We start from the raw sequence: 23,277 nt of genomic DNA, 5'->3' as shown, positions 1-23,277 counted from the left end.
GGCACACTGCGCCCGCCATGTTGCCGGCTCGTCCGGTCGCATGGCGGGCGCAGTCGCATGGGCTGCGGACACATCGTATATGACCAAAAAGTAACGCGCCCGGTTCCCCGCGTTCATATTCAGTTCACGCCGGAATTGCTCATCTGGGGCGGTGTTGATGCGGCCTATGTCTGGAGAGAAGCGTGCGCCTGCTCGTTGTTGAGGACGACCCCGATCTCAATCGCCAGCTCACCAAGGCGTTGACCGACGCCGGCTATGTCGTCGATCGCGCCTTCGACGGAGAGGAGGGGCACTATCTCGGCGATAACGAGCCGTATGATGCCGTCGTGCTCGACATCGGCCTGCCGAAGAAGGACGGCATCTCGGTGCTGGAGGCCTGGCGCCGCAACGGCCGCACCATGCCGGTCCTGATCCTCACCGCACGCGACCGCTGGAGCGACAAGGTGCAGGGCTTCGATGCCGGCGCCGACGACTATGTCGCAAAGCCGTTCCATTTGGAGGAAGTGCTGGCCCGTATCCGCGCGCTGCTGCGCCGCTCGACCGGCCATGCCCAGAGCGAGCTCAGCTGCGGCCCCGTCACGCTCGACACCAGGACCGGCCGCGTCAGCGTGTCAGGCAATCCCGTCAAGATGACCTCACACGAATATCGGCTTCTGGCCTACCTGATGCACCATTCCGGCCGGGTGGTCTCGCGCACCGAGCTGGTCGAGCACCTCTACGACCAGGACTTCGACCGCGACTCGAATACGATCGAGGTGTTCGTCGGCCGCATCCGCAAGAAGCTCGACGTCGACATCATCCAGACTGTCCGCGGCCTCGGCTATCTCCTAACCCCGCCGGCCGCCTGAGGCGTTCCGGGGCTTGACGGGCAGCCTGACAGGGGCCTTGGTCCGGGACATGAGTTCTGACGCCCGCCACCCTGCGCCTTCCCGGATCATTCCGATGGCCGCTAGTTCGCTTGCGACCCGCCTGTTCCTGTCGGCGACCGCCTGGCTCGTGGTGATTCTGGCCATCACCGGCGTGGTGTTGTCGTCGGTCTACAAGAACGCCACCGAGCGCGCCTTCGACCGCCGGCTCAATCTCTATCTCCGCACCCTCATCGCCGAGGTCGCGACCCCCGACGAGCCGCCGGACCGCCAGTTCCAGTCGCTCGGCGAGCCGCTGTTCGAGCTGCCGTTGTCCGGCTGGTACTGGCAGATCACGCGGACCGACACCGAAAAGCCGGAGGTGCGCTCCTCGCGCTCGCTCTGGGACAAGAAGCTGCCGAAGCTGGAAGAGCAGGGCACCGAGCTCACCGCCGCCGGAATCCGGCTGGCCTATGTCGACGGGCCCGAGGGGCAGAATCTGCGCATGGTCGAGCGTCCCGTCGATCTCGGCGCCGACGGCAAATTTCTGGTCAGCGTCGCCGGCGACGATACCGAGATTTTCGACGAGACGCGCAGTTTCGACTACTATCTCGGCGGCACCTTCACCGCGCTCGGCATCGTGCTGCTGCTGACGACCGTGTTCCAGGTCCGCTTCGGCCTCGCACCGCTCAAGCGCATCTCGGAATCGATCGCCGATATCCGCTCCGGGCGGGCTGAGCGGCTCGAGGGCGAATTCCCGGTCGAGATCGCGCCACTGGCGCGCGAGACCAACGCGCTGATCGATGCCAATCGCGAAATCGTCGAGCGCGCACGCACCCATGTCGGCAATCTCGCCCATGCGATCAAGACGCCGCTCTCTGTCATCGTCAACGAGGCCGGCGCCCACATCGCCGATCCCTTCGCGGCCAAGGTGATGGAGCAGGCGGATGTGATGCGCGACCAGGTCGCCCATCATCTGGAGCGTGCGCGCATCGCGGCGCGGGTCTCGGTCGTTGGGACGGTGACGGAGGTGGCGCCTGCCATCGAGGCGCTGCGGCGGACCATGGAGAAGATCCATCGCGACCGTGGCATCATGGTCGACGCCAAGGCCGATCCGTCGGCAAAATTTCGCGGCGAGCGGCAGGATCTGGAGGAGATGGTCGGCAATCTCGTCGACAATGCCTGCAAATGGGCGGCCTCGCGCGTCTTCATCGAGGTCCTCGTGGAAGCGCCGCACCAGGCCGGGGTGGGCCCGCGGCTGCGGATCATCGTCGATGACGACGGCCGCGGCTTGTCGGAAGCCGAGCGGGCGCAGGTCTCGCGGCGCGGCCAGCGGCTCGACGAGTCCAAGCCCGGCTCGGGGCTGGGCCTGTCCATCGTGGTCGATCTCGCCGCGCTTTATGGCGGCAGCCTCTCGCTCGGTGGTGCGCCGACCGGCGGCCTGCGTGCCGAGCTGGTCCTTCCGGGCGTATAATCCGTTGTTCCGACAGGGATATTCGTCCTCACCGACGCCCGGCCGCAGCAAACCTGTGGGATTCGCTCCGACGTCCTAAACGGCTTCTTAAGTGGGGGCCTCCTATGATCGCGCCGGACCCATCCCATGTCCGCCATTTTACCGTGCATTACCCGGGCGCATGAGCCAGACATCGATCGAGCGGCTGAGGGAATATCTCGCGCAGCTCCCGCCGCAGGCGCAGGCGCTGCTGATGCGGGAGTTCGAGCGCGCGCTCGAGCGCGGCCAGGATACGGCTGTCGCGACCCTCGTGCTCGAGCAGTTGCGCAAGATCGTCCGCAAGTCGGAAGCCGATGAAGCCCCGCCGCCGCGCACGGACGATCTGTCGCGGCTGTTGTTCCAGGCGCTGGAACCGTTCCTGATCGAGGCCGGCGTCCCGCTGCGGGTCGGCCAGATCCGCCGCACTTCGCTGCAGCCGATCTGGCAATGGCTCGGCCGCGACGGCGCACCGGACAAGGTGAACGAGTTCGAGGCCGCGCTGGCGCGGATGCCCCCCGATAGTGCGGGGCAGGTCGAGGCCCTCGCGCAGAAGCTCCAGGGGGTGGCTGCGGATGCCATTTTCGAGCTGACCGGTCCCGGCGGCGGCGACAAGTCGCGCGCGCTCGCCCGGGTCGGCCCGCCCAACGTGATCGAGGACCTCTATTCGATCGGAGCGGTGCTTCAGGTCCGGGAGGCCATCGCCGGCTTGAACGAGAAGCTGCCGCGCACTCTGCGCGCTTTCGGCGATCCGCAGATCGCCTCGGTGACGTCGGCGCTCAACATTCCGGTCCTGCAGACGCCGCAAATGCTGCCCTTCGCGCTGTCGATCGTGGTGCAGCGGATGACTGCCCCGTGGCAGATCATCCGCCTCGCCATCAAGATTGCCGCGTCCGACGACGAGATCCGCGTCGCGGCGACGCCTTACGGCGTTGCCGTCACGATCGCGCTGCACGACCTGTCCTGTGTTGCCGCTACCCTGCGCATGGACATCAAGCGCGGCCATTTCGACAACGTTGCCGGCAACCTCAAGGCGCTGCACGACGGCGTGCGCGGCCTGCGCACCGAGCTCGACCTGCGCAACGATTCCGCCTGGGGCAAGCAATTGACCTCGATCCGGGCCGACATCTCCAATGCGCTGCAATCCGAGATCGACAGCGTTCCCGGCCGCGTTCGCCGCATCCTGCGCCAGCGCCCCGAGAAAGACATTCCGCCGGGCGCACGGATCGACAGCACCGAGGTGGAGGAAACGGCGGCGCTGATCGATTTCGTCGCGACCTGCCGCAATTATGCGAGCGAGCTTGCGATCAACGAGGTGACGCTGCGCACCTATTCCGACCTTCAGCAGTATGTCGAACGCTCGACCGAGCAATTGGTGCAGTCGCTGCGCGCCGCCGATCACAAGGTGCGCACCTATCGGCAGCAGCAGGTGCAGGCCGCGATTCGCTTCTGCCAGGTGCTGTTTGGCGATGATTACGCCTCGTTGATGAGCCGGGCCGCGGAGAACGCAGCGACCGGCGAGCGTAAATCGTCGCGCGCAAGCTAGCCTAAGCGCATATTTTCGTGATCACAATTTGTGGTTGACGGTGCCGGTGGTGCGCCGTACGGTCCCCGTGCAAGTCCGGGGAACTTCTATTTGTGGGCGCATGAAACCCGTAATCAGCTCCATCGAAATTGAGAACCGCATCATTGTTGCCAAGTATCAAAGACTGATGGTCGGCGCCAAAGTGGTGCTGGTCGAGAAGGCAAGCGGTCGGCAACTCTCCGAGACAATCACGAGGGTTGCATCCCCGGTTCCCGTCGGAGCGCTGCGCATCAGATTGCCGGACGCAGTCAAGCCGGGAACATACTTCCTGAGGGCCTTCAACGGCCACGGTGAGGACGCCGCGCAAAGTACGGACTTCGAGATCGGCTAAGCCGTTGGATTTTCACCGTTTCGAGACCGTGCGCGGTCGCGCCAAATTGACAATTGTCAATTGCCGCATCATCCGGCCGTGGTGTAAAGCCACCTATGGGCGCGGTTCGTGCGCTGCCGGAAGCTTGCCAGATGACGCTATGGTTCGTGTTCGCGCTGATGACGGTCGCGGCGATTTTCGCCGTGCTCTGGCCGCTTGGCCGCAATGGACGCGCGCAAGACCAGGGCAGCGAGGTCGCGGTTTACAAGGACCAGCTGGCCGAGATCGAGCGTGATCTCGCCGCAGGCTTGATTCCTGCGCCGGACGCCGAGGCTGCGCGCGTCGAGATCAGCCGCAGGCTGCTCGCCGCGGCCGCCAGCGAGCCCGTCGTGGCGCCGAAATCGAATCTCAAATGGCGCCGCGCGGCGGCCGTGCTGGCGCTCGCTGGCCTGCCGCTCGTTGCGATCGGCGTCTACATGCCACTCGGCTCGCCCCGGCTTCAGGACTTTCCCCTGGCGCAGCGCGAGCGTGGATCCGGGTCCGGCGTGGCGCAGTCGCTCGAGAATCTCGTCGTGCAGGTCCAGCAACATCTGGAGAAGAATCCGACCGACGGGCGCGGCTGGAATGTGCTTGCGCCGGTGTTGGAGCGGCTCGGCCGTTTCGACGATGCCGTGCGCGCCTATCGCAACTCGCTCACCTACAATGGCGAGAGCGCGGAACGCCGGTCCGATCTCGGCGAAGCGATCTCGGCTGCCGCCGGGGGTGTGGTGACCGTCGAGGCCAAGGCGGAATTTGAGCGTGCGCACGCCCTGAACGCGGACGATCCCAAGGCGAACTACTTCCTCGGCCTTGCCGCCGAGCAGGACGGCCGCAAGGACGATGCAGCCACGATCTGGCGCGCGTTGCTTGCGAAAGCGCCCGCGGATGCGCCGTGGCGTGCCCTGGTGCAGTCCTCGCTGGTGCGGGTCGGTGGCGGGACGATGCCGGCGCTGTCCGACGAGACGATTGCTGCGTCCAAGGATATGGCCGAAGGCGATCGCAACGCGATGGTGCGCGGCATGGTCGATCGTCTGGCCACCCGGTTGAAGCAGAACGGCGACGACGTCGATGGATGGCTGCGGCTGGTGCGCGCCTATCTCGTGATGGGCGAGCGGGACAAGGCCATGGGGGCATCGGCCGATGCCCGGCAGGCGGTTGCCAGCGACGCCGAGCGGCTGCGCCAACTCGATGAAGGCCTCAGGACTCTCGGGCTCGGCGGATGACGATGTCGGGACAAGAGACGCGGAGAACGGATACGCCATGACGCGCAAGCAGCGACGTATGACCATCATCGGCGGCTCGCTCGCCGTGCTCGCGCTCGCGGCCGCGCTGGTGCTCAACGCACTTCGCGACTCCATCGTGTTCTTCTCGACGCCGACCATGGTCGCCGAGAAGCACGTCGAGCCCGGCAAGCGGTTTCGCCTCGGCGGGCTGGTACAGCCCGGTTCGCTCCAGCGCGGCGACAATCTCGCGGTGACCTTTGAGGTTGCCGATGGCAACGCCAAGCTGCCGGTGGCCTACAAGGGCATCCTGCCCGACCTGTTCCGCGAAGGGCAGGGCGTCGTCGCCGAGGGCGCGCTTGACGCCCATGGCGTGTTCAAGGCTGATACCGTGCTGGCCAAGCACGACGAGACCTACATGCCCAAGGACGTTGCCGATGCCCTGAAGAAGCAGGGGCACTGGAAGGACGATTACGGCGGCAAGCCCTCTGATAGCGGCAAGACGTCCGATGCGGGCAAGCCCGCGGCGACGACCGCACAGGGCAATCCGCGGGGAGCAATGCGGTGATCGCAGAATCCGGACATTACGCGTTGGTGCTGGCGCTTGGGCTCGCACTGATCCAGTCAATCGTGCCCCTGATTGGCGCGCGCCTCTACGATGTCGCGCTCATGAATGTGGCGCGATCCACGGCGCTGGCGCAGCTCCTGTTCGTCGGTGCCTCGTTCGTAGCTCTCGTGATGCTGCACGTGAACTCGGACTTTTCCGTCGCCAACGTCTACGAGAACTCCCACTCGATGAAGCCGCTGCTCTACAAGATCACCGGCGTGTGGGGAAACCATGAAGGCTCGATGCTGTTGTGGGTGTCGATCCTCGCGTTGTTCGGCGGGCTCGTTGCGGCGTTCGGCAATAATCTGCCGCTGTCGCTGCGCGCGCACGTGCTTGCCGTGCAGGCATGGGTCGCCAGCGCCTTTTACCTGTTCATCCTCGTGACGTCGAACCCGTTCCTGCGTATCGCCACCCCGCCGATCGAGGGGCGCGATCTCAATCCGGTGCTCCAGGACATCGGCCTCGCCGTGCATCCGCCGATGCTCTATCTCGGCTATGTCGGCTTTTCGATCTCGTTCTCCTTCGCGATCGCGGCGCTGATGGAGGGCCGGATCGACGCGGCCTGGGCGCGCTGGGTGCGGCCGTGGACGCTGGTCGCCTGGATCTTCCTGACGCTCGGCATCGCCATGGGTTCGTACTGGGCCTATTACGAGCTCGGCTGGGGCGGCTGGTGGTTCTGGGATCCGGTCGAGAACGCCTCGCTGATGCCGTGGCTCTCCGGCACCGCGCTGCTCCATTCCGCCCTGGTGATGGAGAAGCGCAACGCGCTGAAGGTCTGGACCATCCTGCTCTCGATCCTGACCTTCTCGCTGTCGCTGCTCGGCACCTTCCTGGTGCGCTCGGGCGTCATCACCTCCGTGCACGCCTTCGCCACCGATCCCACCCGCGGCGTGTTCATTCTGCTGATCCTCTGCCTGTTCATCGGCGGCAGCCTGTCCCTGTTCGCGGGCCGCGCCACGTCGTTGAAGCAGGGCGGCCTGTTCGCGCCGATCTCGCGCGAGGGCGCGCTGGTGCTGAACAATCTGCTGCTCACCGTGGCCTGCGCGGTCGTGCTGTTCGGCACGCTCTATCCGCTCGCGATGGAAATGCTCGCCGACTTCAAGATGTCGGTCGGCGCGCCCTTCTACAACCTCACCTTCGCGCCGCTGTTTACGCTGTTGCTGCTTGCCGTGCCGTTCGGGCCGATGCTGGCGTGGAAGCGCGGCGATCTGCTCGGCGTCACGCAGCGCCTGCTCGCGGCGGGCGTCGCCGGGCTCGTCGCCGTCGCCATCGCCTGGGGCTGGGCCAGCGGCGGCAGCACGTTGGCGCCGCTCGCGATCGGGCTCGGCATCTTCGTCATCGGCGGTGCCGTCACCGACATCGTCGAGCGGACCGGGCTCGTCCGGCTGCCGTTTGCAACGGTGCTGCACCGGGCGCGCGGCCTGCCGCGCTCGGCCTGGGGCACGACGTTCGCGCATGCCGGCCTCGGCGTCGCGCTGATCGGGATCGTCTGCGAGACCACCTGGAACAGCGAATATATCGCGACCATGAAGCAGAACGACGTCGCCCACATCGCCGGCTTCGACGTGAAGCTCGACGGGGTGCTGCAGCGTCAGGGCCCGAACTACCGCGAGATGATCGCCGAGTTCAACGTCAGCCTCGATGGCAAGCCACTCAGCGTCATGACGCCCTCCAAGCGCAGCTTCACCACCCGCGGCTCCTCGACCACCGAGGCCGCACTGCTGACGCGCGGCGCGAGCCAGCTCTACATTTCGCTCGGCGAGGCCAATGCCGAGGGCGCCATCGCCGTGCGCATCTATCACAAGCCGCTGGTGCTCCTGATCTGGTGGGGGCCGGTGCTGATGGCATTCGGCGGCGTGCTGTCGCTGTCTGACCGGCGGCTGCGGGTCGGCGCGCCGAAGCCGGCGCGGGCCAAGCAGCGCCTCCAGCCGGCGGAGTGATCCGATGCGCCGGATGATGGCCGCGTTCGTCCTGCTGATGCTGCTGGCCTTGCCTGCGGCCCACGCCGTGCAGCCCGATGAGATCATGCCGGATCCCGCCAAGGAAGCCCGCGCGCGGGAGCTGTCGCGCGAGCTGCGCTGCATGGTCTGCCAGAACCAGTCGATCGACGATTCCGATGCGCCGCTGGCGCGCGACCTGCGGCTCCTGGTGCGCGAGCGCATCGGCGCCGGCGACAGCAACTCGCAGGTGCTCGACTTCCTGGTCGCGCGCTACGGCGAGTTCGTGCTGCTGAAGCCACGCTTCGAACGTCAGACCCTGCTGCTGTGGCTGCTCGGGCCGCTGCTTCTGATCGGCGGTGGCCTGGCGCTGTGGCTGCAAATCCGCCGTCGCTCGCGGAGTGGTGCAGACATACCTGCTCCGCCGCTCACTGCGGACGAACAGGCGCGGCTCGCCGCGTTGATGTCCGATGATGCGAAGTCGTCCTAGCCTACGTAGTGATACTTACGCCGCTGGGCGCAGCTTGTTTCATGCTCTGTTGACCTTTGTCTGGAAGCTTGTCGCAAGATTCGATTCCAGCCTTTGAGTCCCCCGATGTTCGCGAACAGCAATCTGACGATCCGCTTCCTGGTCGGCGCCGTCGTCGCTGCATTATTGTTTCTGCTGGGCATCGGCGGCGGCACCGGCTTCATCGCGGTGCTCTATCTCAACAACGAGATCACCAGCCTGTCGGCGGACTTCGCAGCACTGAGCGGCCCCGCGCGCGACCATGCCATGCAGATCTACCAGCAGGCGCAGACCGCGTTCTCCTATTTCCTGATGGCCTGCGGCGTGATCGCCGTCGTCGCCGTCGCGATCTGCCTCACCACCTGGTTCGCCGTGCGCAACGGCATCCTCAGTCCGCTGGCCGCGATCGTGCATGCCATGCGCGAGGTCGCGGACCAGAAATTCCAGACATCGGTTCCGGGGCTCGGCCGCACCAATGAGATCGGCCTGCTCGCCGGTGCGCTGGAGGTCTTCAAGACCAACGGGCTCGAGCGACGCCACCTCACCGAGCAGCAGCTGCGCGAAGCCCAGCACCAGGCCGAGCGATCGAAATTCCTGGACGACCGGATCAAGCGCTTCAACGACCTCGTCGCCAGCGTCGTCGACAACGTGGCCTCATCGGCGGTGCATCTGAAGAGCAACGCCGAGACGCTGTCGCGGACCGCCAACGACACCAGCACCAAGGCCAATGCGGTTGCGAGCGCGGCGAGCCAGGCCAGCGCCAGCGTGCAGACGGTCGCCGGTTCTGCCGAGGAGATGACGAACTCGATCGGCACGATCAGCCGCCGCGTCACCGACGCGACGCAGCGCGCCGAGGGCGCGGCGTCCCAGGCGGAGAAGAGCCGCGACACCATCCACACGCTGTCTGATGCCGCCGACAAGATCGGCGAGGTCGTGCAACTCGTGCAGGCAATCGCATCGCAGACCAATCTGCTGGCGCTGAACGCCACCATCGAGGCGGCGCGGGCAGGGGAGGCCGGCAAGGGGTTTGCGGTGGTCGCCTCCGAGGTGAAGAATCTGGCGCATCAGACCAGCAAGGCGACGGAGGAGATCACCTCTCATGTCGCCAGCATACAGGGCATCACCGCGGAGACGCGCGGCGCGATCGACGGCATTTCCAAGACGCTGTCGGAGATCTCGTCCATCATGTCCGGCATCGAGGTCGACACTGCCCAGCAGCGCAACGCGACGCAGGAGATCACGCGCAGCGCCCAGAGCGCCGCGCACGGAACCCTCGACGTCTCCAACCATATCGTCCAGATCACCTCGACCTCCGCGCAGACCGGCCGCATGGCCGCCGAGGCGCGGGATTCCGCGGTCGACCTGTCGCAGCAGGCCGCGACCCTGAAGCGCGAAGTCGACGAGTTCATCGTCAGCGTCAGGGCAAGCTGAGCGCGCCAAAACGCGCTTGCGACGCCATCACGGGAACTCGGTTAAGTTCCTGTGAAGCCACAATTTTCGGTGTGCGCTGAACTGCCGCATCGCAGCTAGCCCTTCATTACAAAAGTTTAACCCCGCCGCCAGCGCACGGTAAGGCGGGAGCCCCCATCTTCAGGACCGTAAGGTGCCGCCATCGGGCACCAAATGGATTTCAAGGCCCTGGAGATCTCCGCATGACCGACCGTCCCGACCTCTCGAACCTTCCGTCCTACCGGCAGCCGCGCCGGTCGGTGTTTTCCGCGCGCAAGTTCGCGCTGATGGCCTCGGTCGTCGCCGGTCTCGGCGCGGCCGTCTATGGCTTCAGCCCCTCGACCTCGCCGGCCGACCTGTTCTCGAGCCCGGCGCATGCGCAGGTCAACAACGAGGTCCGCAAGGTCGAACGCCCGGTCGGTTTCGCCGACATCGTCGAGCGTGTGAAGCCGTCGGTGATCTCGGTGAAGGTCAACATCAAGGAGAAGACCGCGAGCAACGACGACGGCGATGATTCCTCCGCGCCGTTCCAGCCGGGCTCGCCGATGGAGCGCTTCTTCCGCCGCTTCGGCGGTCCGGATGGTTTCCCGGGCCTGAAGGGCGGCCGTGGCCGCGTCGTGCAGGGCCAGGGCTCCGGCTTCTTCATTTCGGCCGACGGCTTTGCCGTGACCAACAACCACGTGGTCGACGGCGCCGACAAGGTCGAGGTCACCACCGATGACGGCAAGACCTACACCGCCAAGGTGATCGGCACCGACCAGCGCACCGACCTCGCTTTGATCAAGGTCGAGGGCAGCTCGAACTTCCCGTTCGCCAAGCTCGCCGACGCCAAGCCGCGCATCGGCGACTGGGTGCTCGCGGTCGGCAATCCCTTCGGTCTCGGCGGCACCGTGACCGCCGGCATCGTCTCGGCCAGCGGCCGCGACATCGGCAACGGTCCGTATGACGATTTCATCCAGATCGACGCGCCCGTGAACAAGGGCAATTCCGGCGGTCCCGCTTTCGACACCAACGGCGAGGTGATGGGCGTCAACACCGCGATCTACTCGCCCTCCGGCGGCAGCGTCGGCATCGCGTTCTCGATTCCGGCGAGCACCGTCAAGAGCGTGGTCGCCCAGCTCAAGGACAAGGGCTCGGTCAGCCGCGGCTGGATCGGTGTGCAGATTCAGCCTGTCACCTCCGACATCGCCGACAGCCTCGGCATGAAGAAGGCCGAAGGCGCGCTGGTGGCGGAGCCTCAGGCCAACGGTCCGGCCGCGAAGGCCGGCATCGAGTCCGGTGACGTGATCACCGCGGTCAACGGCGAGTCCGTCAAGGACGCCCGCGAGCTTGCCCGGACCATCGGTGGCATGGCGCCCGGCGCGACCGTGAAGCTCAACGTGCTGCACAAGGGCCAGGACAAGGTCGTGAACATGACGCTCGGCCAGCTGCCGAATACGGTCGAGGCCAAGGCCGACAACGACAATGATAGCGGCAAGGGTGCGAGCAAGGGCACCGACGTGCCCAAGCTCGGCATGACCGTTGCCCCCGCCAATTCGGTGGCCGGCGCCGGCAAGGAAGGCGTCGTGGTCACCGAGGTCGATCCGAAGAGCGCCGCGGCCGAGCGCGGTTTCAAGGAAGGCGACGTGATTCTCGAAGTCGGCGGCAAGAGCGTGGCCACCGCCGGCGAAGTCCGCGACGCCATCAACATGGCGCGGACCGACAACAAGAACAGCGTCCTGATGCGCGTGAAGAGCGGCGGCCAGTCGCGCTTCGTCGCGGTGCCCCTCGCCAAGGGCTGAGGCTTCAGGAGGCCTACGAGATGAAGGGTGTCGCCGGCATCAGTCGCCCCCGCCGACGGCGCCCTTCGGGGAAGCAGCGCAACGTTCGCTTCCCCTCTCTACCTTCCGGTGGAATTACGCCCCCCTCCGTCGGAAGGCCTAGGGCGGTGAGGTCCCCCCAGCTTCACCGCCCGCCTTTTTCTCGATGCCAGAGTCTCCCACTCGGCTTGCATGCGATTGCCGCTCGCGCCATGTTTAGAGAAGGTTGACCTCCTTGACCGCCGCCGAACGCACGATGCGCCTCCTCATCATTGAAGACGACCGCGAATCCGCCGACTACCTCGTGAAGGCGTTTCGCGAGGTCGGACACATTGCCGACCACGCCGCCGACGGCGAGGAAGGCCTCGCCATGGCCGAGAACGGCGATTACGACGTGCTGGTGGTCGACCGCATGCTGCCCAAGCGCGACGGCCTGTCGCTGATCGGTGCGCTGCGCGACCAGGACAACACCACGCCGGTGCTGATTTTGTCCGCGCTCGGACAGGTCGACGACCGCATCAAGGGCCTGCGCGCCGGCGGCGACGACTATCTGCCAAAGCCCTATTCCTTCGCCGAGCTGCTGGCCCGGGTCGAGGTGCTGTCGCGCCGCCGCGGGGGACCTGCCGAGGACACGCTCTACCGCGTCGGCGATCTCGAGCTCGACCGGCTCTCCCACCGCGTCGCCCGCGGCAAGGACGAGCTGACGCTGCAGCCGCGCGAATTCCGCCTGCTCGAATATCTGATGAAGCATGCCGGCCAGGTGGTGACGCGCACCATGCTGCTCGAGAACGTCTGGGACTATCATTTCGATCCGCAGACCAACGTGATCGACGTGCACATTTCGCGGCTGCGCTCCAAGATCGACAAGGGCTTCGAGCGGCCGCTGCTGCACACGATCCGCGGCGCCGGGTACATGATCCGTGACGGCATTCGGTAAACTCGTCCGCACCACGGCGTTCCGGCTGACGCTGGTCTATCTGCTGCTGTTCGCGATGTTCGCGGCCTCGCTGCTGGCCTATTTCGCCTGGAATACGCGGCGGCTGATCACCGAGGAAATCACGCAGACGGTCAATGCCGAGACCTCGGAGATCTCCGAGATCTACGGCCGCCGCGGCCTGCGCGGCCTCGTGCTCGCGATCGAATATCGGGCGCTACGCCCGGGCGCCAACCTCTATCTCGTGACGACGCCCACAGGGCAGGCGATCGCCGGCAATGTCGGCTCGCTGGCACCCGGCGTGATGGCGACGCGCGGCTGGTCGGAGACCGCCTACCGGCGGATCGAGGACGCCGATGACCGCGACCATCGTGCGCTCGTGCGCGTCACCGAACTGGAAAACGGCTTCCGGCTTCTGATCGGCCGCGACCTCGCCGAGCGGCGTCGCCTGTTCGGCATCGTCGCCAAGGCGGCGCAATGGTCGATCCTGATCGTCGTCGTGCTCGGTCTCGGCGGCGGCATCTTCGTCGCGCGCCGCGTGCTCCGGCGCATCGACGCGATGACCGGGACCGCGCAGCGCATCATGACCGGCGATCTCAGCGGGCGTCTACCGGTGGGGCGTAGCGGCGACGAGCTCGACCGCCTCGCGGAAAACCTCAATGCCATGCTGGAGCGGATCGAGGCGCTGATGGCTGGCTTGAAGGAGGTCTCCGACAACATCGCCCACGACCTCAAGACGCCGCTGACGCGCTTGCGCAACCGCGCCGAGGAGGCGCTGGCGAAATCGGGCTGCGAAGCCGATTACCGCGCGGCGCTGGAGCGGACCATCGAGGAATCCGACGGTCTGATCCGCACCTTCAACGCGCTGCTGATGATCGCGCGCGCGGAGTCCGGGCAGGCGCGCGGCAACATGGATGATTTCGATGCGGCCGATGTCGCAAACGGCATCCACGAGCTCTACGAGCCACTGGCCGAGGACGACGGCATGACCTTGAAGGTCAGGTGCGAGCCGACACCGGTTCACGCCAATCGCGAGTTGATCAGCCAGGCGCTCGCCAATCTTGTCGAGAATGCGATCAAATACGGCAAGCCGGTCGCACAGACCGGTGGAACCGTGGTCAGCATGGATGCGAGGCTGATCACGATCGAGGCCAAACGCGACGGCGACAAGGTGCTGCTCAGCGTCACCGATCGCGGTCCCGGCATCCCCGAAGCCGACCGCGCGCATGCTGTCGAACGATTCGTTCGCCTGGAAGCGAGCCGCACGCTGCCGGGCTCGGGCCTTGGTCTCAGCCTCGCCTCTGCTGTTGCGACATTGCACGGCGGTGAGTTGAAATTGGGCGATGCCCAGCCCGGTCTCGTCGCCACGCTGGTGCTGCCCGCGCGCGCCGGGGCCGGCGACAGGGTTGCTCCGCCAATACCGGATGTGCCACAGAAGGTGGCATGAACCACTCCGCGCCGGGAAACGCGGACAAGCATGGTGAGAGGCTGGCCGCGCGCTTCGCGGAGGCTCCCCATATTGCCGCTTCCACAACCGACGAACGACGTCTTGAAAGCTGGCTGTCCGAGCTCGAGCCGGCCCAATTGGCGCGTCTCGAAACGCTGCTGGCGCATCCCTTTGCGCAGGATATCTTGGCAGGTATCGCGGAATTCTCGCCCTATCTGTTCGATCTGGTGCGCGCCGATACCTTGCGCCTGATCCGGCTGCTGGAGTGCAATCCGGATGCGCATTTGACGGCCCTGATCGCGGAGGCGAGGGGCGCGGTGCTCGCGGCCCCTGACGAGGCCGAGGTGATGCGGCTGCTTCGCCGCATGAAGGCCGAGGCCGCGCTCCTGACCGCCTTGTGCGACATTGGCGGGGTCTGGCCGGTGATGCGGGTGACGGCAGCGCTCACGGACGTCGCGGTGTCCTCGGTGCAGGCGGCGCTCCAGTACCTGCTGCGGCAGGAAGCCGCACGTGGCAAGCTCACGCCGCCCAATCCCGAGGCGCCCGAGGAAGGCTGCGGGCTGATCGTGCTCGCCATGGGCAAGATGGGCGCGGGCGAGCTGAACTATTCCAGCGACATCGATCTCATCGTGTTCTTCGATCCTGATGCCACGACGCTCGCGCCCGATATCGAGCCGCAGCCGTTCTTCGTCCGGGTCACGCAGGGGATGGCGCGCATCCTGCAGCAGCGCACCTATGACGGCTATGTGTTCCGCGTCGATCTGCGCCTGCGTCCCGATCCATCCTCGACGCAGGTCGCGATCTCCAGGGACGCCGCGCTGAACTATTATGAGCGGGAAGGGCGCACCTGGGAGCGCGCCGCGATGATCAAGGCGCGCGCCTGCGCCGGCGATGCCAAAGCGGGTGAAGCATTGCTGGCCGAGATCGCGCCTTTCGTCTGGCGCAAGCATCTCGACTTCGCCGCGCTCGCCGACGTCCACGACATGAAGCGGCAGATGCAGACCTATCGCGGCCAGAGCGAGGTCGCGGTGGAAGGGCATAATGTCAAGGTCGGTCGCGGCGGCATCCGCGAGATCGAGTTCTTCGCGCAGACCCAGCAATTGATCGCCGGCGGCCGCCATCCGGAATTGCGGGTGCGGCCGACGCTGAGGGCGCTCGACATTCTCGCGTCCAGGAACTGGATCACCCCTGCTGCGCGCGACGAGTTGACCATTGCGTATGAATTCCTGCGCCGGGTCGAGCATCGCCTCCAGATGATCGCCGACGAGCAGACCCACGCGCTGCCCGAAGACAAGGACGCGGTCGAGCGTTTTGCGCGCTTCTTCGGCTATACGGATCGCGAGGCCTTCGCGGGCGAGCTGCTGCGGCAGCTCAAGATCGTGCAGGGGCACTACGAAAAGCTGTTCGAAGGCGACGATCCGACCGGCACGGCCAGGCTGCCCGCGCTCGACTACAGCGCAGGCCCCGACGATCCGCGCCTGCTCCATCATCTGGCGACGCTCGGGTTCAAGAAGCCGGCCGCCGTCGCGCAGACGGTGCGCGACTGGATCACCGGCGACTACCGCGTGTTCCGCAATGAGGCGACGCGCAGCGCCTTCGTCGAGTTCGTGCCGGCCCTGATCGACGGCCTCGCCCATGCCGAGGAGCCGGATCGCGCCGTCGTGGCGTTCGATCAATTCCTTGGGGCGCTCCAGCGCGGTGGCCGGCTGATCACGCTGCTCGGCCAGAACCGCGAGCTCGTCGCGCTGGTGGCGCTGGTGCTCGGCGCTGCGCCGCGGCTCGGCGAGATGCTGGCGCGGCAGCCGCAGCTCATGGATGGCCTGATCGATCCGCGCTTCTTCGGCGCCATGCCGGACAGGCAGGAATTGTCGGGACGGTTAGCTGCGACCGTGCAGGATGCTGGCTCATACGAAGAGTTCCTCGATCGCCTGCGCCTGTTCGGGCAGGAGAGCCTGTTCCTGATCGGCACGCGCATCCTCTCCGGCACCGTGTCGGCGCAGCAGGCCAGCACGGCCTTTGCCGATGTCGCCGAAGGCATCGTCCACACCGTGCACGGCCTCGTTGCCGACCGCTTCGCGGCCCAGCATGGCCGGATCAAGGGACAGGAGACCGCGATCATCGCGATGGGCCGGCTCGGCAGCCGCGAGATGACGGCCTCGTCCGATCTCGACCTGATCCTGCTCTACGATTTCGACAGCGACAATCCGGACTCGGACGGACCGAAATCGCTGCAGGGCGCGCACTACTTCGCGCGCTTCACGCAGCGGCTGATCAGCGCGTTCACGACGCGCACCAATTACGGCGTGCTCTACGAGATCGACATGCGGCTGCGTCCTTCAGGCCGCGCCGGTCCCGTCGCCTCGAGCCTGGTCTCATTCGCGGATTACCAGGCCAACGAGGCCTGGACCTGGGAGCATATGGCGCTGACGCGGGCGCGCGTGGTGTCGGCTTCGCCCGAATTCCGGGAACGGATCGAACACGTCATTCGCGACGTCCTGACCCGTCGCCGCGATTCCGCCATCACCGCCAACGACGTCGCCGACATGCGGCGCGCCATCGCCCAGGAGAAGGGCGAGGCCGATTGCTGGGACCTCAAACATGCCGCCGGCGGCATGGTCGACATCGACTTCATCGCGCAATATCTGCAGCTCGTGCACGCTCACGACAAGCCGGAGATCCTCGACGTCAGCACGATGCAGGTGCTGGACAATGCATGCAGGCTCGGCGTCCTTCCGCAATCGGAGACCGAGATCTTGCGCGCCGCGGTGCGGCTCTATCACGACCTGACGCAGATCCTGCGGCTTTGCGTCAGCGACCGCTTCAAGCCCGAAACCGCCGGCATCGATCTGCAGCGTGTGATGGCGCGCGCCGGCGACGCGCCGGATTTCTCGTCGCTGGAGGCGCGTGTGAAGGAGACCCAGAGCGAGGTGCGGCGCGTGTTCAGGGCGCTGCTGGAAGGGACGTCGCCTTCAACGAGCTGAGCGCCTGGCGGACGTCAGGCTCCAGGCCCGCGCCGCCGGCGTCGAGATGGGCGAAGATCGCGCGCTTCATCCGAGGATCCCAGAACTTCTTGATGTGCTCGGCAATCCCCGGCACGGTCTTGCCGTGGCCCTGGCTCTCGAAGAACTTGCCGATCTGGTTGGCCATGTAGATCAGGCGGTCAGGCGACATCGGCAACCTCCGTGGCATGGCGAGCGGCGACTCGGTCACCATGCGAAAACACTTCGAACCCGTCCTGGCGGGCAATGGCGATCAGCGTGATGCCTGCGGCCTCCGCAGTGCGTACTGCGAGTGCGGTGGGCGCGGACACCGCGACCATCACCGGCGCGCCGATCGCGGCGGCCTTCTGCACCATCTCGACCGAGACGCGGCTCGTCAGCAGCACCATGCCGCCGCGCGTATCCGTGCGGCTGCGCGCCAGCGCGCCCGCGAGCTTGTCCAGCGCATTGTGGCGGCCGACATCCTCGCGCAGCGCGACGATGTGGCCGGTAGTAGACCAGAACGCGGCGGCGTGAACGGCGCGGGTCTGCAGATTGATCGATTGCAGCGGCGCGATCGCCTGCATCGCCGCCATGATCTCTTCCGGCGTGAAGGTCTGCCCCTGCGGCACGACCGCCGCGGGGCGCACGGCTTCAGCGATGGACTCGATACCGCAGATGCCGCAGCCGGTGGGCCCCGCGACGTGGCGACGGCGCTCGCTGATGAGTGCCGCATCTTCAGACGTTAGCCACATCCTGAGCTCGATGCCGTCGTCGAGGCGAACGACGTCGAGCGATTTGATGTCATCGACCGACTTGATGATGCCTTCGCTCAAGCTGAAGCCGACGGCAAAATCTTCCAGGTTCTGCGGCGTCCCCATCATGACGGCATAGGTGCCGCCATTATAGGTCAGCGCCAGCGGCGTCTCCTCCGGAATGAACCGCGTTCCTTCGGACGCGACGCTGTTGCGCCAGATTCCGCGATCAATCGCCTTGACAGCTACATGCATGCGGTTACTCCGCTGCCTCGGCTGGCGCGATGCGGCGGGACTGCCGCGCCTGCGCGTCATAGGCCTTCTGCCAGTCGGACGGGCCGTTCGAGGGCGAGACCTCGACCGCCGTGACCTTGTATTCAGGGCAGTTGGTGGCCCAGTCGGAATAGTCGGTCGTGATGACGTTGGCCTGGGTGTCCGGGTGATGGAAGGTGGTGTAGACGACGCCGGGCGCCACGCGATCGGTGATCTCCGCACGCAGCGTGGTCTCGCCGGCGCGGCTCTTCAGCCGCACCCAGTCGCCGTCGCGCACGCCGCGCTGTTCGGCATCGTGCGGATGGATCTCGAGACGATCCTCGGCGTGCCAGACCACGTTCTCGGTGCGCCGCGTCTGCGCGCCGACATTGTACTGGCTGAGGATGCGGCCCGTGGTGAGCAGCAGCGGATAGCGCGGGCCGGTACGCTCGTCGGTGGCCACATATTCGGTGACGACGAACTTGCCCTTGCCGCGAACGAAGCCGTCGATATGCATCACCGGCGTACCCTCCGGCGCCTTCTCGTTGCAAGGCCACTGCACCGAACCAAGCTCGTCGAGCTTGGCGTAGGAGACGCCAGCGAAGGTCGGCGTCAGCGCCGCGATCTCGTCCATGATCTCGGATGGGTGGCTGTAGTTCATCTCGAAGCCCATCGCCTTGGCAAGGCCGATGGTGACCTCCCAGTCGGCCATGCCGTTCTTCGGCGTCATCACCTTGCGCACGCGCTGGATGCGGCGCTCGGCGTTGGTGAAGGTGCCGTCCTTCTCGAGGAAGCTCGAGCCGGGCAGGAAGACGTGGGCGTAGTTCGCGGTCTCGTTGAGGAAGAGGTCGTGGACGATGACGCATTCCATCGCGGACAGTGCAGCCACAACGTGCTTGGTGTTGGGATCGGACTGGAGGATGTCCTCGCCCTGCACATAGATCCCCATGAACGTGCCTTCGACCGCGGCATCGAACATGTTGGGAATGCGCAGGCCCGGCTCGGGGTTGAGCTTGACGTTCCACAGCGCCTCGAACTGGTCGCGCACCGCGTCACCGGAGATGTGGCGGTAGCCGGGCAGTTCGTGCGGGAACGAGCCCATGTCGCAGGAGCCCTGCACGTTGTTCTGGCCGCGCAGCGGGTTCACGCCGACGCCGGGACGGCCGATATTGCCAGTGACCATCGCAAGGTTCGCGATCGCGATCACGGTGGTCGAGCCCTGGCTGTGCTCGGTGACGCCGAGGCCGTAATAGATCGCTCCGTTGCCGCCGGTGGCGTAGGTGCGCGCGGCTTCGCGCAGATCCTTCGGGTTGACGCCGGTAAGGATCGCGGTGGCTTCCGGGCTGTTCTTGGGCTGCGCGACGAACGCCGCCCACTCCTCGAACTCGCTCCAGTCGCAACGTTCGCGCACGAAGGCTTCGTTGACGAGGCCTTCGGTGACGATGACATGCGCCAGCGCGGTCATGACCGCGACGTTGGTGCCCGGCATCAGGGGCAGGTGCAGCGCCTTCACATGCGGCGATTCCACCATCTCGGTGCGGCGCGGATCGATCACGATCAGCTTGGCACCCTGGCGCAACCGCTTCTTCAGGCGGGACGCGAACACGGGATGAGCGGAGGCCGGATTGGCACCGATCACGAGGACGACGTCGGTGTCCTCGACCGAGTCGAAATCCTGCGTGCCGGCGGAGGTGCCGAAGGTGGTGGCGAGGCCGTAGCCGGTCGGCGAGTGGCAGACGCGGGCGCAGGTGTCGACATTGTTGTTGCCGAAGCCGGCGCGGATCAGCTTCTGCACCAGATAGGTCTCTTCGTTGGTGCAGCGGGACGAGGTGATGCCGCCGATGGCATCGCGGCCGTATGTCTTCTGGATGCCGCGCATCTTGGCGGCCGCGAACGAGAACGCCTCGTCCCAGGACACTTCGCGCCAGGGATCCTCGATCCGTTCGCGGATCATCGGATGGAGGATGCGTTCGCCGTGGTTGGTGTAGCCCCAGGCGAAGCGGCCCTTGACGCAGGAATGGCCGCGATTGGCCTTGCCGTCCTTGTAGGGCACCATGCGCACGACTTCCTCGCCGCGCATCTCGGCCTTGAAGGTGCAGCCGACGCCGCAATAGGCGCAGGTGGTGACGACGGAGTGCTCGGGCTGGCCGATCTCGATCACCGACTTTTCGGTCAGCGTTGCGGTCGGGCAGGCCTGCACGCAGGCGCCGCAGGAGACGCATTCGGAGCCGAGGAAGCTCTCGCTCATGCCCGGCGAGACGCGGCTGTCGAAGCCGCGGCCGGAGATAGTCAGCGCGAAGGTGCCTTGCACCTCCTCGCAGGCGCGGACGCAGCGCGAGCAGACGATGCACTTGGAGGGATCGTAGGTGAAATAGGGGTTGGACTCGTCCTTGGGCATCCAATTGTCGTTGGAGCAGCCGCGCGATTTGGCGAAGACGTGGTTCTCGCCGTCATAGCCGTAGCGCACGTCGCGCAGGCCGACCGCGCCCGCCATGTCCTGCAACTCGCAATCGCCGTTGGCGCCGCAGGTGAGGCAGTCGAGCGGATGGTCGGAGATGTAGAGCTCCATCACACCCTTGCGCAGCTTCTTCAGCCGCTCGCTCTGGGTGTGCACGACGAGGCCGGGCATCACCGGCGTGGTGCAGGAGGCAGGCGTTCCGGCGCGGCCCTCGATCTCGACGAGACAGAGACGGCAGGAGCCGTAGGCGTCAACCATGTCGGTCGCGCAGAGTTTTGGGATCTGGTGACCCGCGTCCATCGCGGCCCGCATGATCGAGGTGCCCTCGGGCACCGTGACCTCATTGCCGTCGATGGTCAGCGTCACCATCGTTTCCGATTTGGAAGCCGGCGTGCCGAAGTCGATTTCTTCGATCAGAGACATTGTCGTTCTCCTATTCCGCGGCTTGGAGCGTGGTCGGTGCGGGTGCGAAATCTTCCCGGAAGTGCTTCAATGCGCTGAGCACGGGGTAGGGCGTGAAGCCGCCGAGCGCGCAGAGCGAGCCGAATTTCATGGTGTTGCAGAGGTCTTCGACCAGCGCGAGGTTTTCGTTGACGCGCTCGCCGTTGATGATCTTCTCGATGGTCTCGACGCCGCGGGTCGAGCCGATCCGGCACGGCGTGCACTTGCCGCAGGATTCGACGGCGCAGAACTCCATCGCGAAGCGCGCTTGCTTGCGCATGTCGACGCTGTCGTCGAACACGACGATACCGCCATGGCCGATCAGGCCATCGCGCGCGGCGAAGGCCTCGTAGTCGAATGGCGTGTCGAACAGGGCACGAGGGAAATAGGCGCCGAGCGGACCGCCGACCTGCACGGCGCGGACCGGCCGGCCCGTGAACGTGCCGCCGCCGATGTCGTCGACGAGCTCGCCGAGCGTCACGCCGAAGGCGGTCTCGAACAGCCCGCCCTGGCGGATGTTGCCGGCAAGCTGGATCGGCATCGTGCCGCGCGAACGGCCCATGCCGTAATCCGCGTAGGCCTTGGCGCCTTCGGCGAGGATGAAGGGGACGGCCGCGAACGACAACACGTTGTTGATGACGGTCGGCTTGCCGAACAGGCCGTGATGCGCCGGCAGCGGAGGTTTTGCACGCACGATGCCGCGGCGGCCTTCGAGGCTCTCCAGCAGCGAAGTTTCCTCGCCGCAGACATAGGCGCCAGCGCCGACCCGCACTTCGAGGTCGAAGCTGTGGATGGATCCGCCGATCTTGTCGCCGAGATAACCGCCTCGCTTGGCAGTCCGGATCGCAGCGTTCATCGCTTCCACCGCATGCGGATATTCGCTGCGGATGTAGATGTAGCCCTTTGTCGCGCCGACGGTGATGCCGGCGATGGTCATGCCCTCGATCACCAGGAAGGGATCACCTTCCATGATCATGCGGTCGGCGAAGGTGCCGCTGTCGCCCTCGTCGGCGTTGCAGACGATGAACTTGCGGTCGGCCTTGGCCTGCGTGACCGTCTTCCATTTGATGCCGCTCGGAAAGCCGGCCCCGCCGCGGCCGCGCAAGCCCGACGCCGTGACTTCGTTGAGGATCGCATCCGTGCCGAGCGACAGTGCCCGCTCCAGCCCCTTGTAGCCACCATGGGCGCGGTAGTCGTCGAGCGAGCGCGGATCGATCACGCCGCAGCGGGCGAAGGTGAGGCGGGTCTGACGCTTCAGCCAGGGGAGCTCTTCGGTCGCACCCAGCCGCAACAGATGCGGCGTGTTGCTCGCGAGCGCGTCGAGCAGGGACGGCACATCGGCTTCAGTGACCGGGCCGAACGCGATGCGGCCTTGCGTCGCTACCTCGACCAGCGGCTCCAGCCAGTACATACCGCGCGAGCCGGTCCTGACGATCTCGATCGCCACGCCGCGCCTGGCTGCAGCCTGCTCCAGCGCCAGAGCAACTTCGTCGGCACCGACGGCAATCGCGCCGGCGTCGCGTGAGACGAACAGACGCAAGCTCATCGCTGTGCCTCCACAATCAACGCATCGAGGCGCTTCTGATCGAGCCTGCCGATGAGGCGGCCGTCGAGCATGGCGGACGGTGCGGTCGCACACAGGCCGAGGCAGTAGATCGGCTCCAGCGTGACGCGATCGTCGGCCGTGGTATTGCCGAGTGACACGCCGAGCTTTGCTTCTGCGCGCGCCGCCAATGCATCGCCGCCCGCGGCCTGGCAGGCTTCCGCGCGGCAGAGCTTCAGCACGTGGCGGCCGGCCGGCTTGTGGCGGAAATCATGATAGAACGTGAATACGCCGTGGACCTCGGCGCGCGACAGGTTGAGCGCTTGCGCCACCATGGGAATGGCCGCCTCCGGCACGTAGCCGAACGCCTCTTGCAGCGCGTGCAGGATGACCAGCGTCGCGCCCTCCCGGTTGGCGTGTTCGGCGATGATCTCGGCGCCGCGCGTCTCGTTCCAAGGCTCAAAAACCGCTGTCATTCTTCGTTCTCAACCTGAGCGTTTCCTCGGTGCAAACTAGTTGGAATCATTCGCAGATCAATAAAGCTGTCCCGTGCTGCGATTGCGAATTCGGATCGATTTGCAACCGCAATCGACCGATGCGAATTGGTAATGAAAGTTGTATCGGCTGCCGGTTTTTGCGTGTTGCTGCAGGCCCGGCGTGCTAGCTTGCATGCCACGATGG

General features: G+C 66.1%; 18 protein-coding genes. 13 read left to right on the top strand and 5 right to left on the bottom strand.

What is annotated here, in order from left to right; all coding sequences use genetic code 11:
* Nucleotides 1–182 precede the first annotated feature (182 nt).
* The 13 genes from GDN70_RS26595 to GDN70_RS26535 all read left to right on the top strand — a co-directional run bounded on the left by GDN70_RS26595 (nucleotide 183) and on the right by GDN70_RS26535 (nucleotide 17,150).
* Nucleotides 183–848: a response regulator transcription factor gene (locus GDN70_RS26595; protein WP_018315821.1), complete on the top strand. Its 666-nt coding sequence runs from the start codon at nucleotides 183–185 to the stop codon at nucleotides 846–848.
* 94 nt (nucleotides 849–942) lie between these two features.
* Nucleotides 943–2,319: a sensor histidine kinase gene (locus GDN70_RS26590; protein ID WP_038947098.1), complete on the top strand. Its 1,377-nt coding sequence runs from the start codon at nucleotides 943–945 to the stop codon at nucleotides 2,317–2,319.
* Nucleotides 2,320–2,479: 160 nt separating this feature from the next.
* The gene (locus GDN70_RS26585; protein WP_028143005.1) at nucleotides 2,480–3,880 is read left to right on the top strand and encodes a hypothetical protein; all 1,401 of its coding nucleotides are present in this window, start codon (nucleotides 2,480–2,482) and stop codon (nucleotides 3,878–3,880) included.
* Nucleotides 3,881–3,980: 100 nt separating this feature from the next.
* Nucleotides 3,981–4,250 carry a hypothetical protein gene (locus GDN70_RS26580; protein WP_028143006.1) on the top strand — a complete coding sequence of 90 codons (270 nt, stop codon included), beginning with the start codon at nucleotides 3,981–3,983 and terminating at the stop codon, nucleotides 4,248–4,250.
* 131 nt (nucleotides 4,251–4,381) lie between these two features.
* Nucleotides 4,382–5,491, top strand: coding sequence for a c-type cytochrome biogenesis protein CcmI (gene ccmI, locus GDN70_RS26575; RefSeq protein ID WP_028143007.1), 1,110 nt, complete (start codon nucleotides 4,382–4,384; stop codon nucleotides 5,489–5,491).
* A 37-nt stretch (nucleotides 5,492–5,528) separates the two neighbouring features.
* A complete protein-coding gene (gene ccmE / locus GDN70_RS26570) occupies nucleotides 5,529–6,056 on the top strand; it encodes a cytochrome c maturation protein CcmE (RefSeq protein ID WP_152103261.1) in 528 nt (175 codons plus the stop codon).
* A complete protein-coding gene (locus GDN70_RS26565) occupies nucleotides 6,053–8,035 on the top strand; it encodes a heme lyase CcmF/NrfE family subunit (RefSeq protein ID WP_152103260.1) in 1,983 nt (660 codons plus the stop codon). Before ccmE ends, GDN70_RS26565 begins: the two co-directional genes overlap by 4 nt.
* Nucleotides 8,036–8,039: 4 nt before the next feature.
* On the top strand, nucleotides 8,040–8,522 hold the full coding sequence (locus tag GDN70_RS26560; RefSeq protein WP_038970597.1) for a cytochrome c-type biogenesis protein: 483 nt from the start codon (nucleotides 8,040–8,042) through the stop codon (nucleotides 8,520–8,522).
* Nucleotides 8,523–8,627: 105 nt separating this feature from the next.
* A complete protein-coding gene (locus GDN70_RS26555; protein ID WP_038947102.1) occupies nucleotides 8,628–9,971 on the top strand; it encodes a methyl-accepting chemotaxis protein in 1,344 nt (447 codons plus the stop codon).
* Between the two features lie 221 nt (nucleotides 9,972–10,192).
* Nucleotides 10,193–11,770, top strand: coding sequence for a Do family serine endopeptidase (locus GDN70_RS26550; RefSeq protein WP_028143012.1), 1,578 nt, complete (start codon nucleotides 10,193–10,195; stop codon nucleotides 11,768–11,770).
* A 274-nt stretch (nucleotides 11,771–12,044) separates the two neighbouring features.
* The gene (locus tag GDN70_RS26545) at nucleotides 12,045–12,725 is read left to right on the top strand and encodes a response regulator transcription factor (RefSeq protein ID WP_038947105.1); all 681 of its coding nucleotides are present in this window, start codon (nucleotides 12,045–12,047) and stop codon (nucleotides 12,723–12,725) included.
* Complete coding sequence (locus tag GDN70_RS26540; protein WP_152103259.1) at nucleotides 12,709–14,169, top strand: ATP-binding protein; 1,461 nt, start codon at nucleotides 12,709–12,711, stop codon at nucleotides 14,167–14,169. The genes GDN70_RS26545 and GDN70_RS26540 overlap by 17 nt, the downstream gene beginning before the upstream one ends.
* Entirely contained in the window at nucleotides 14,166–17,150 is a 2,985-nt protein-coding gene (locus GDN70_RS26535; protein ID WP_152103258.1) for a bifunctional [glutamine synthetase] adenylyltransferase/[glutamine synthetase]-adenylyl-L-tyrosine phosphorylase, read from the top strand. The genes GDN70_RS26540 and GDN70_RS26535 overlap by 4 nt, the downstream gene beginning before the upstream one ends.
* On the opposite strand, the gene GDN70_RS26530 is transcribed toward GDN70_RS26535, so the two are convergent.
* Genes GDN70_RS26530 through GDN70_RS26510 form a run of 5 tightly spaced genes read right to left on the bottom strand, consistent with a single transcriptional unit; the run spans nucleotide 17,110 to nucleotide 23,072 of the window.
* Nucleotides 17,110–17,340: a formate dehydrogenase subunit delta gene (locus GDN70_RS26530; protein WP_173015871.1), complete on the bottom strand. Its 231-nt coding sequence runs from the start codon at nucleotides 17,338–17,340 to the stop codon at nucleotides 17,110–17,112. The two genes, GDN70_RS26535 and GDN70_RS26530, sit on opposite strands and share 41 nt — an antisense overlap.
* Complete coding sequence (gene fdhD, locus GDN70_RS26525; RefSeq protein WP_152103256.1) at nucleotides 17,330–18,157, bottom strand: formate dehydrogenase accessory sulfurtransferase FdhD; 828 nt, start codon at nucleotides 18,155–18,157, stop codon at nucleotides 17,330–17,332. The genes GDN70_RS26530 and fdhD overlap by 11 nt, the downstream gene beginning before the upstream one ends.
* A 4-nt stretch (nucleotides 18,158–18,161) precedes the next feature.
* Nucleotides 18,162–21,035 carry a formate dehydrogenase subunit alpha gene (fdhF, locus tag GDN70_RS26520; protein ID WP_152103255.1) on the bottom strand — a complete coding sequence of 958 codons (2,874 nt, stop codon included), beginning with the start codon at nucleotides 21,033–21,035 and terminating at the stop codon, nucleotides 18,162–18,164.
* A gap of 10 nt (nucleotides 21,036–21,045) precedes the next feature.
* Complete coding sequence (locus GDN70_RS26515; protein ID WP_152103254.1) at nucleotides 21,046–22,599, bottom strand: NADH-quinone oxidoreductase subunit NuoF; 1,554 nt, start codon at nucleotides 22,597–22,599, stop codon at nucleotides 21,046–21,048.
* On the bottom strand, nucleotides 22,596–23,072 hold the full coding sequence (locus tag GDN70_RS26510) for a formate dehydrogenase subunit gamma (RefSeq protein ID WP_028143019.1): 477 nt from the start codon (nucleotides 23,070–23,072) through the stop codon (nucleotides 22,596–22,598). Before GDN70_RS26510 ends, GDN70_RS26515 begins: the two co-directional genes overlap by 4 nt.
* Between the last annotated feature and the right edge of the window lie 205 nt (nucleotides 23,073–23,277).

The sequence above is a fragment of the Bradyrhizobium sp. TM102 genome (genome assembly GCF_009176685.1).
Taxonomy (GTDB): Bacteria; Pseudomonadota; Alphaproteobacteria; order Rhizobiales; family Xanthobacteraceae; genus Bradyrhizobium; species Bradyrhizobium ottawaense.
The sequence above is the reverse complement of the archived record's forward strand: the minus strand, read 5'-3'. Positions and strand labels throughout refer to the sequence as shown.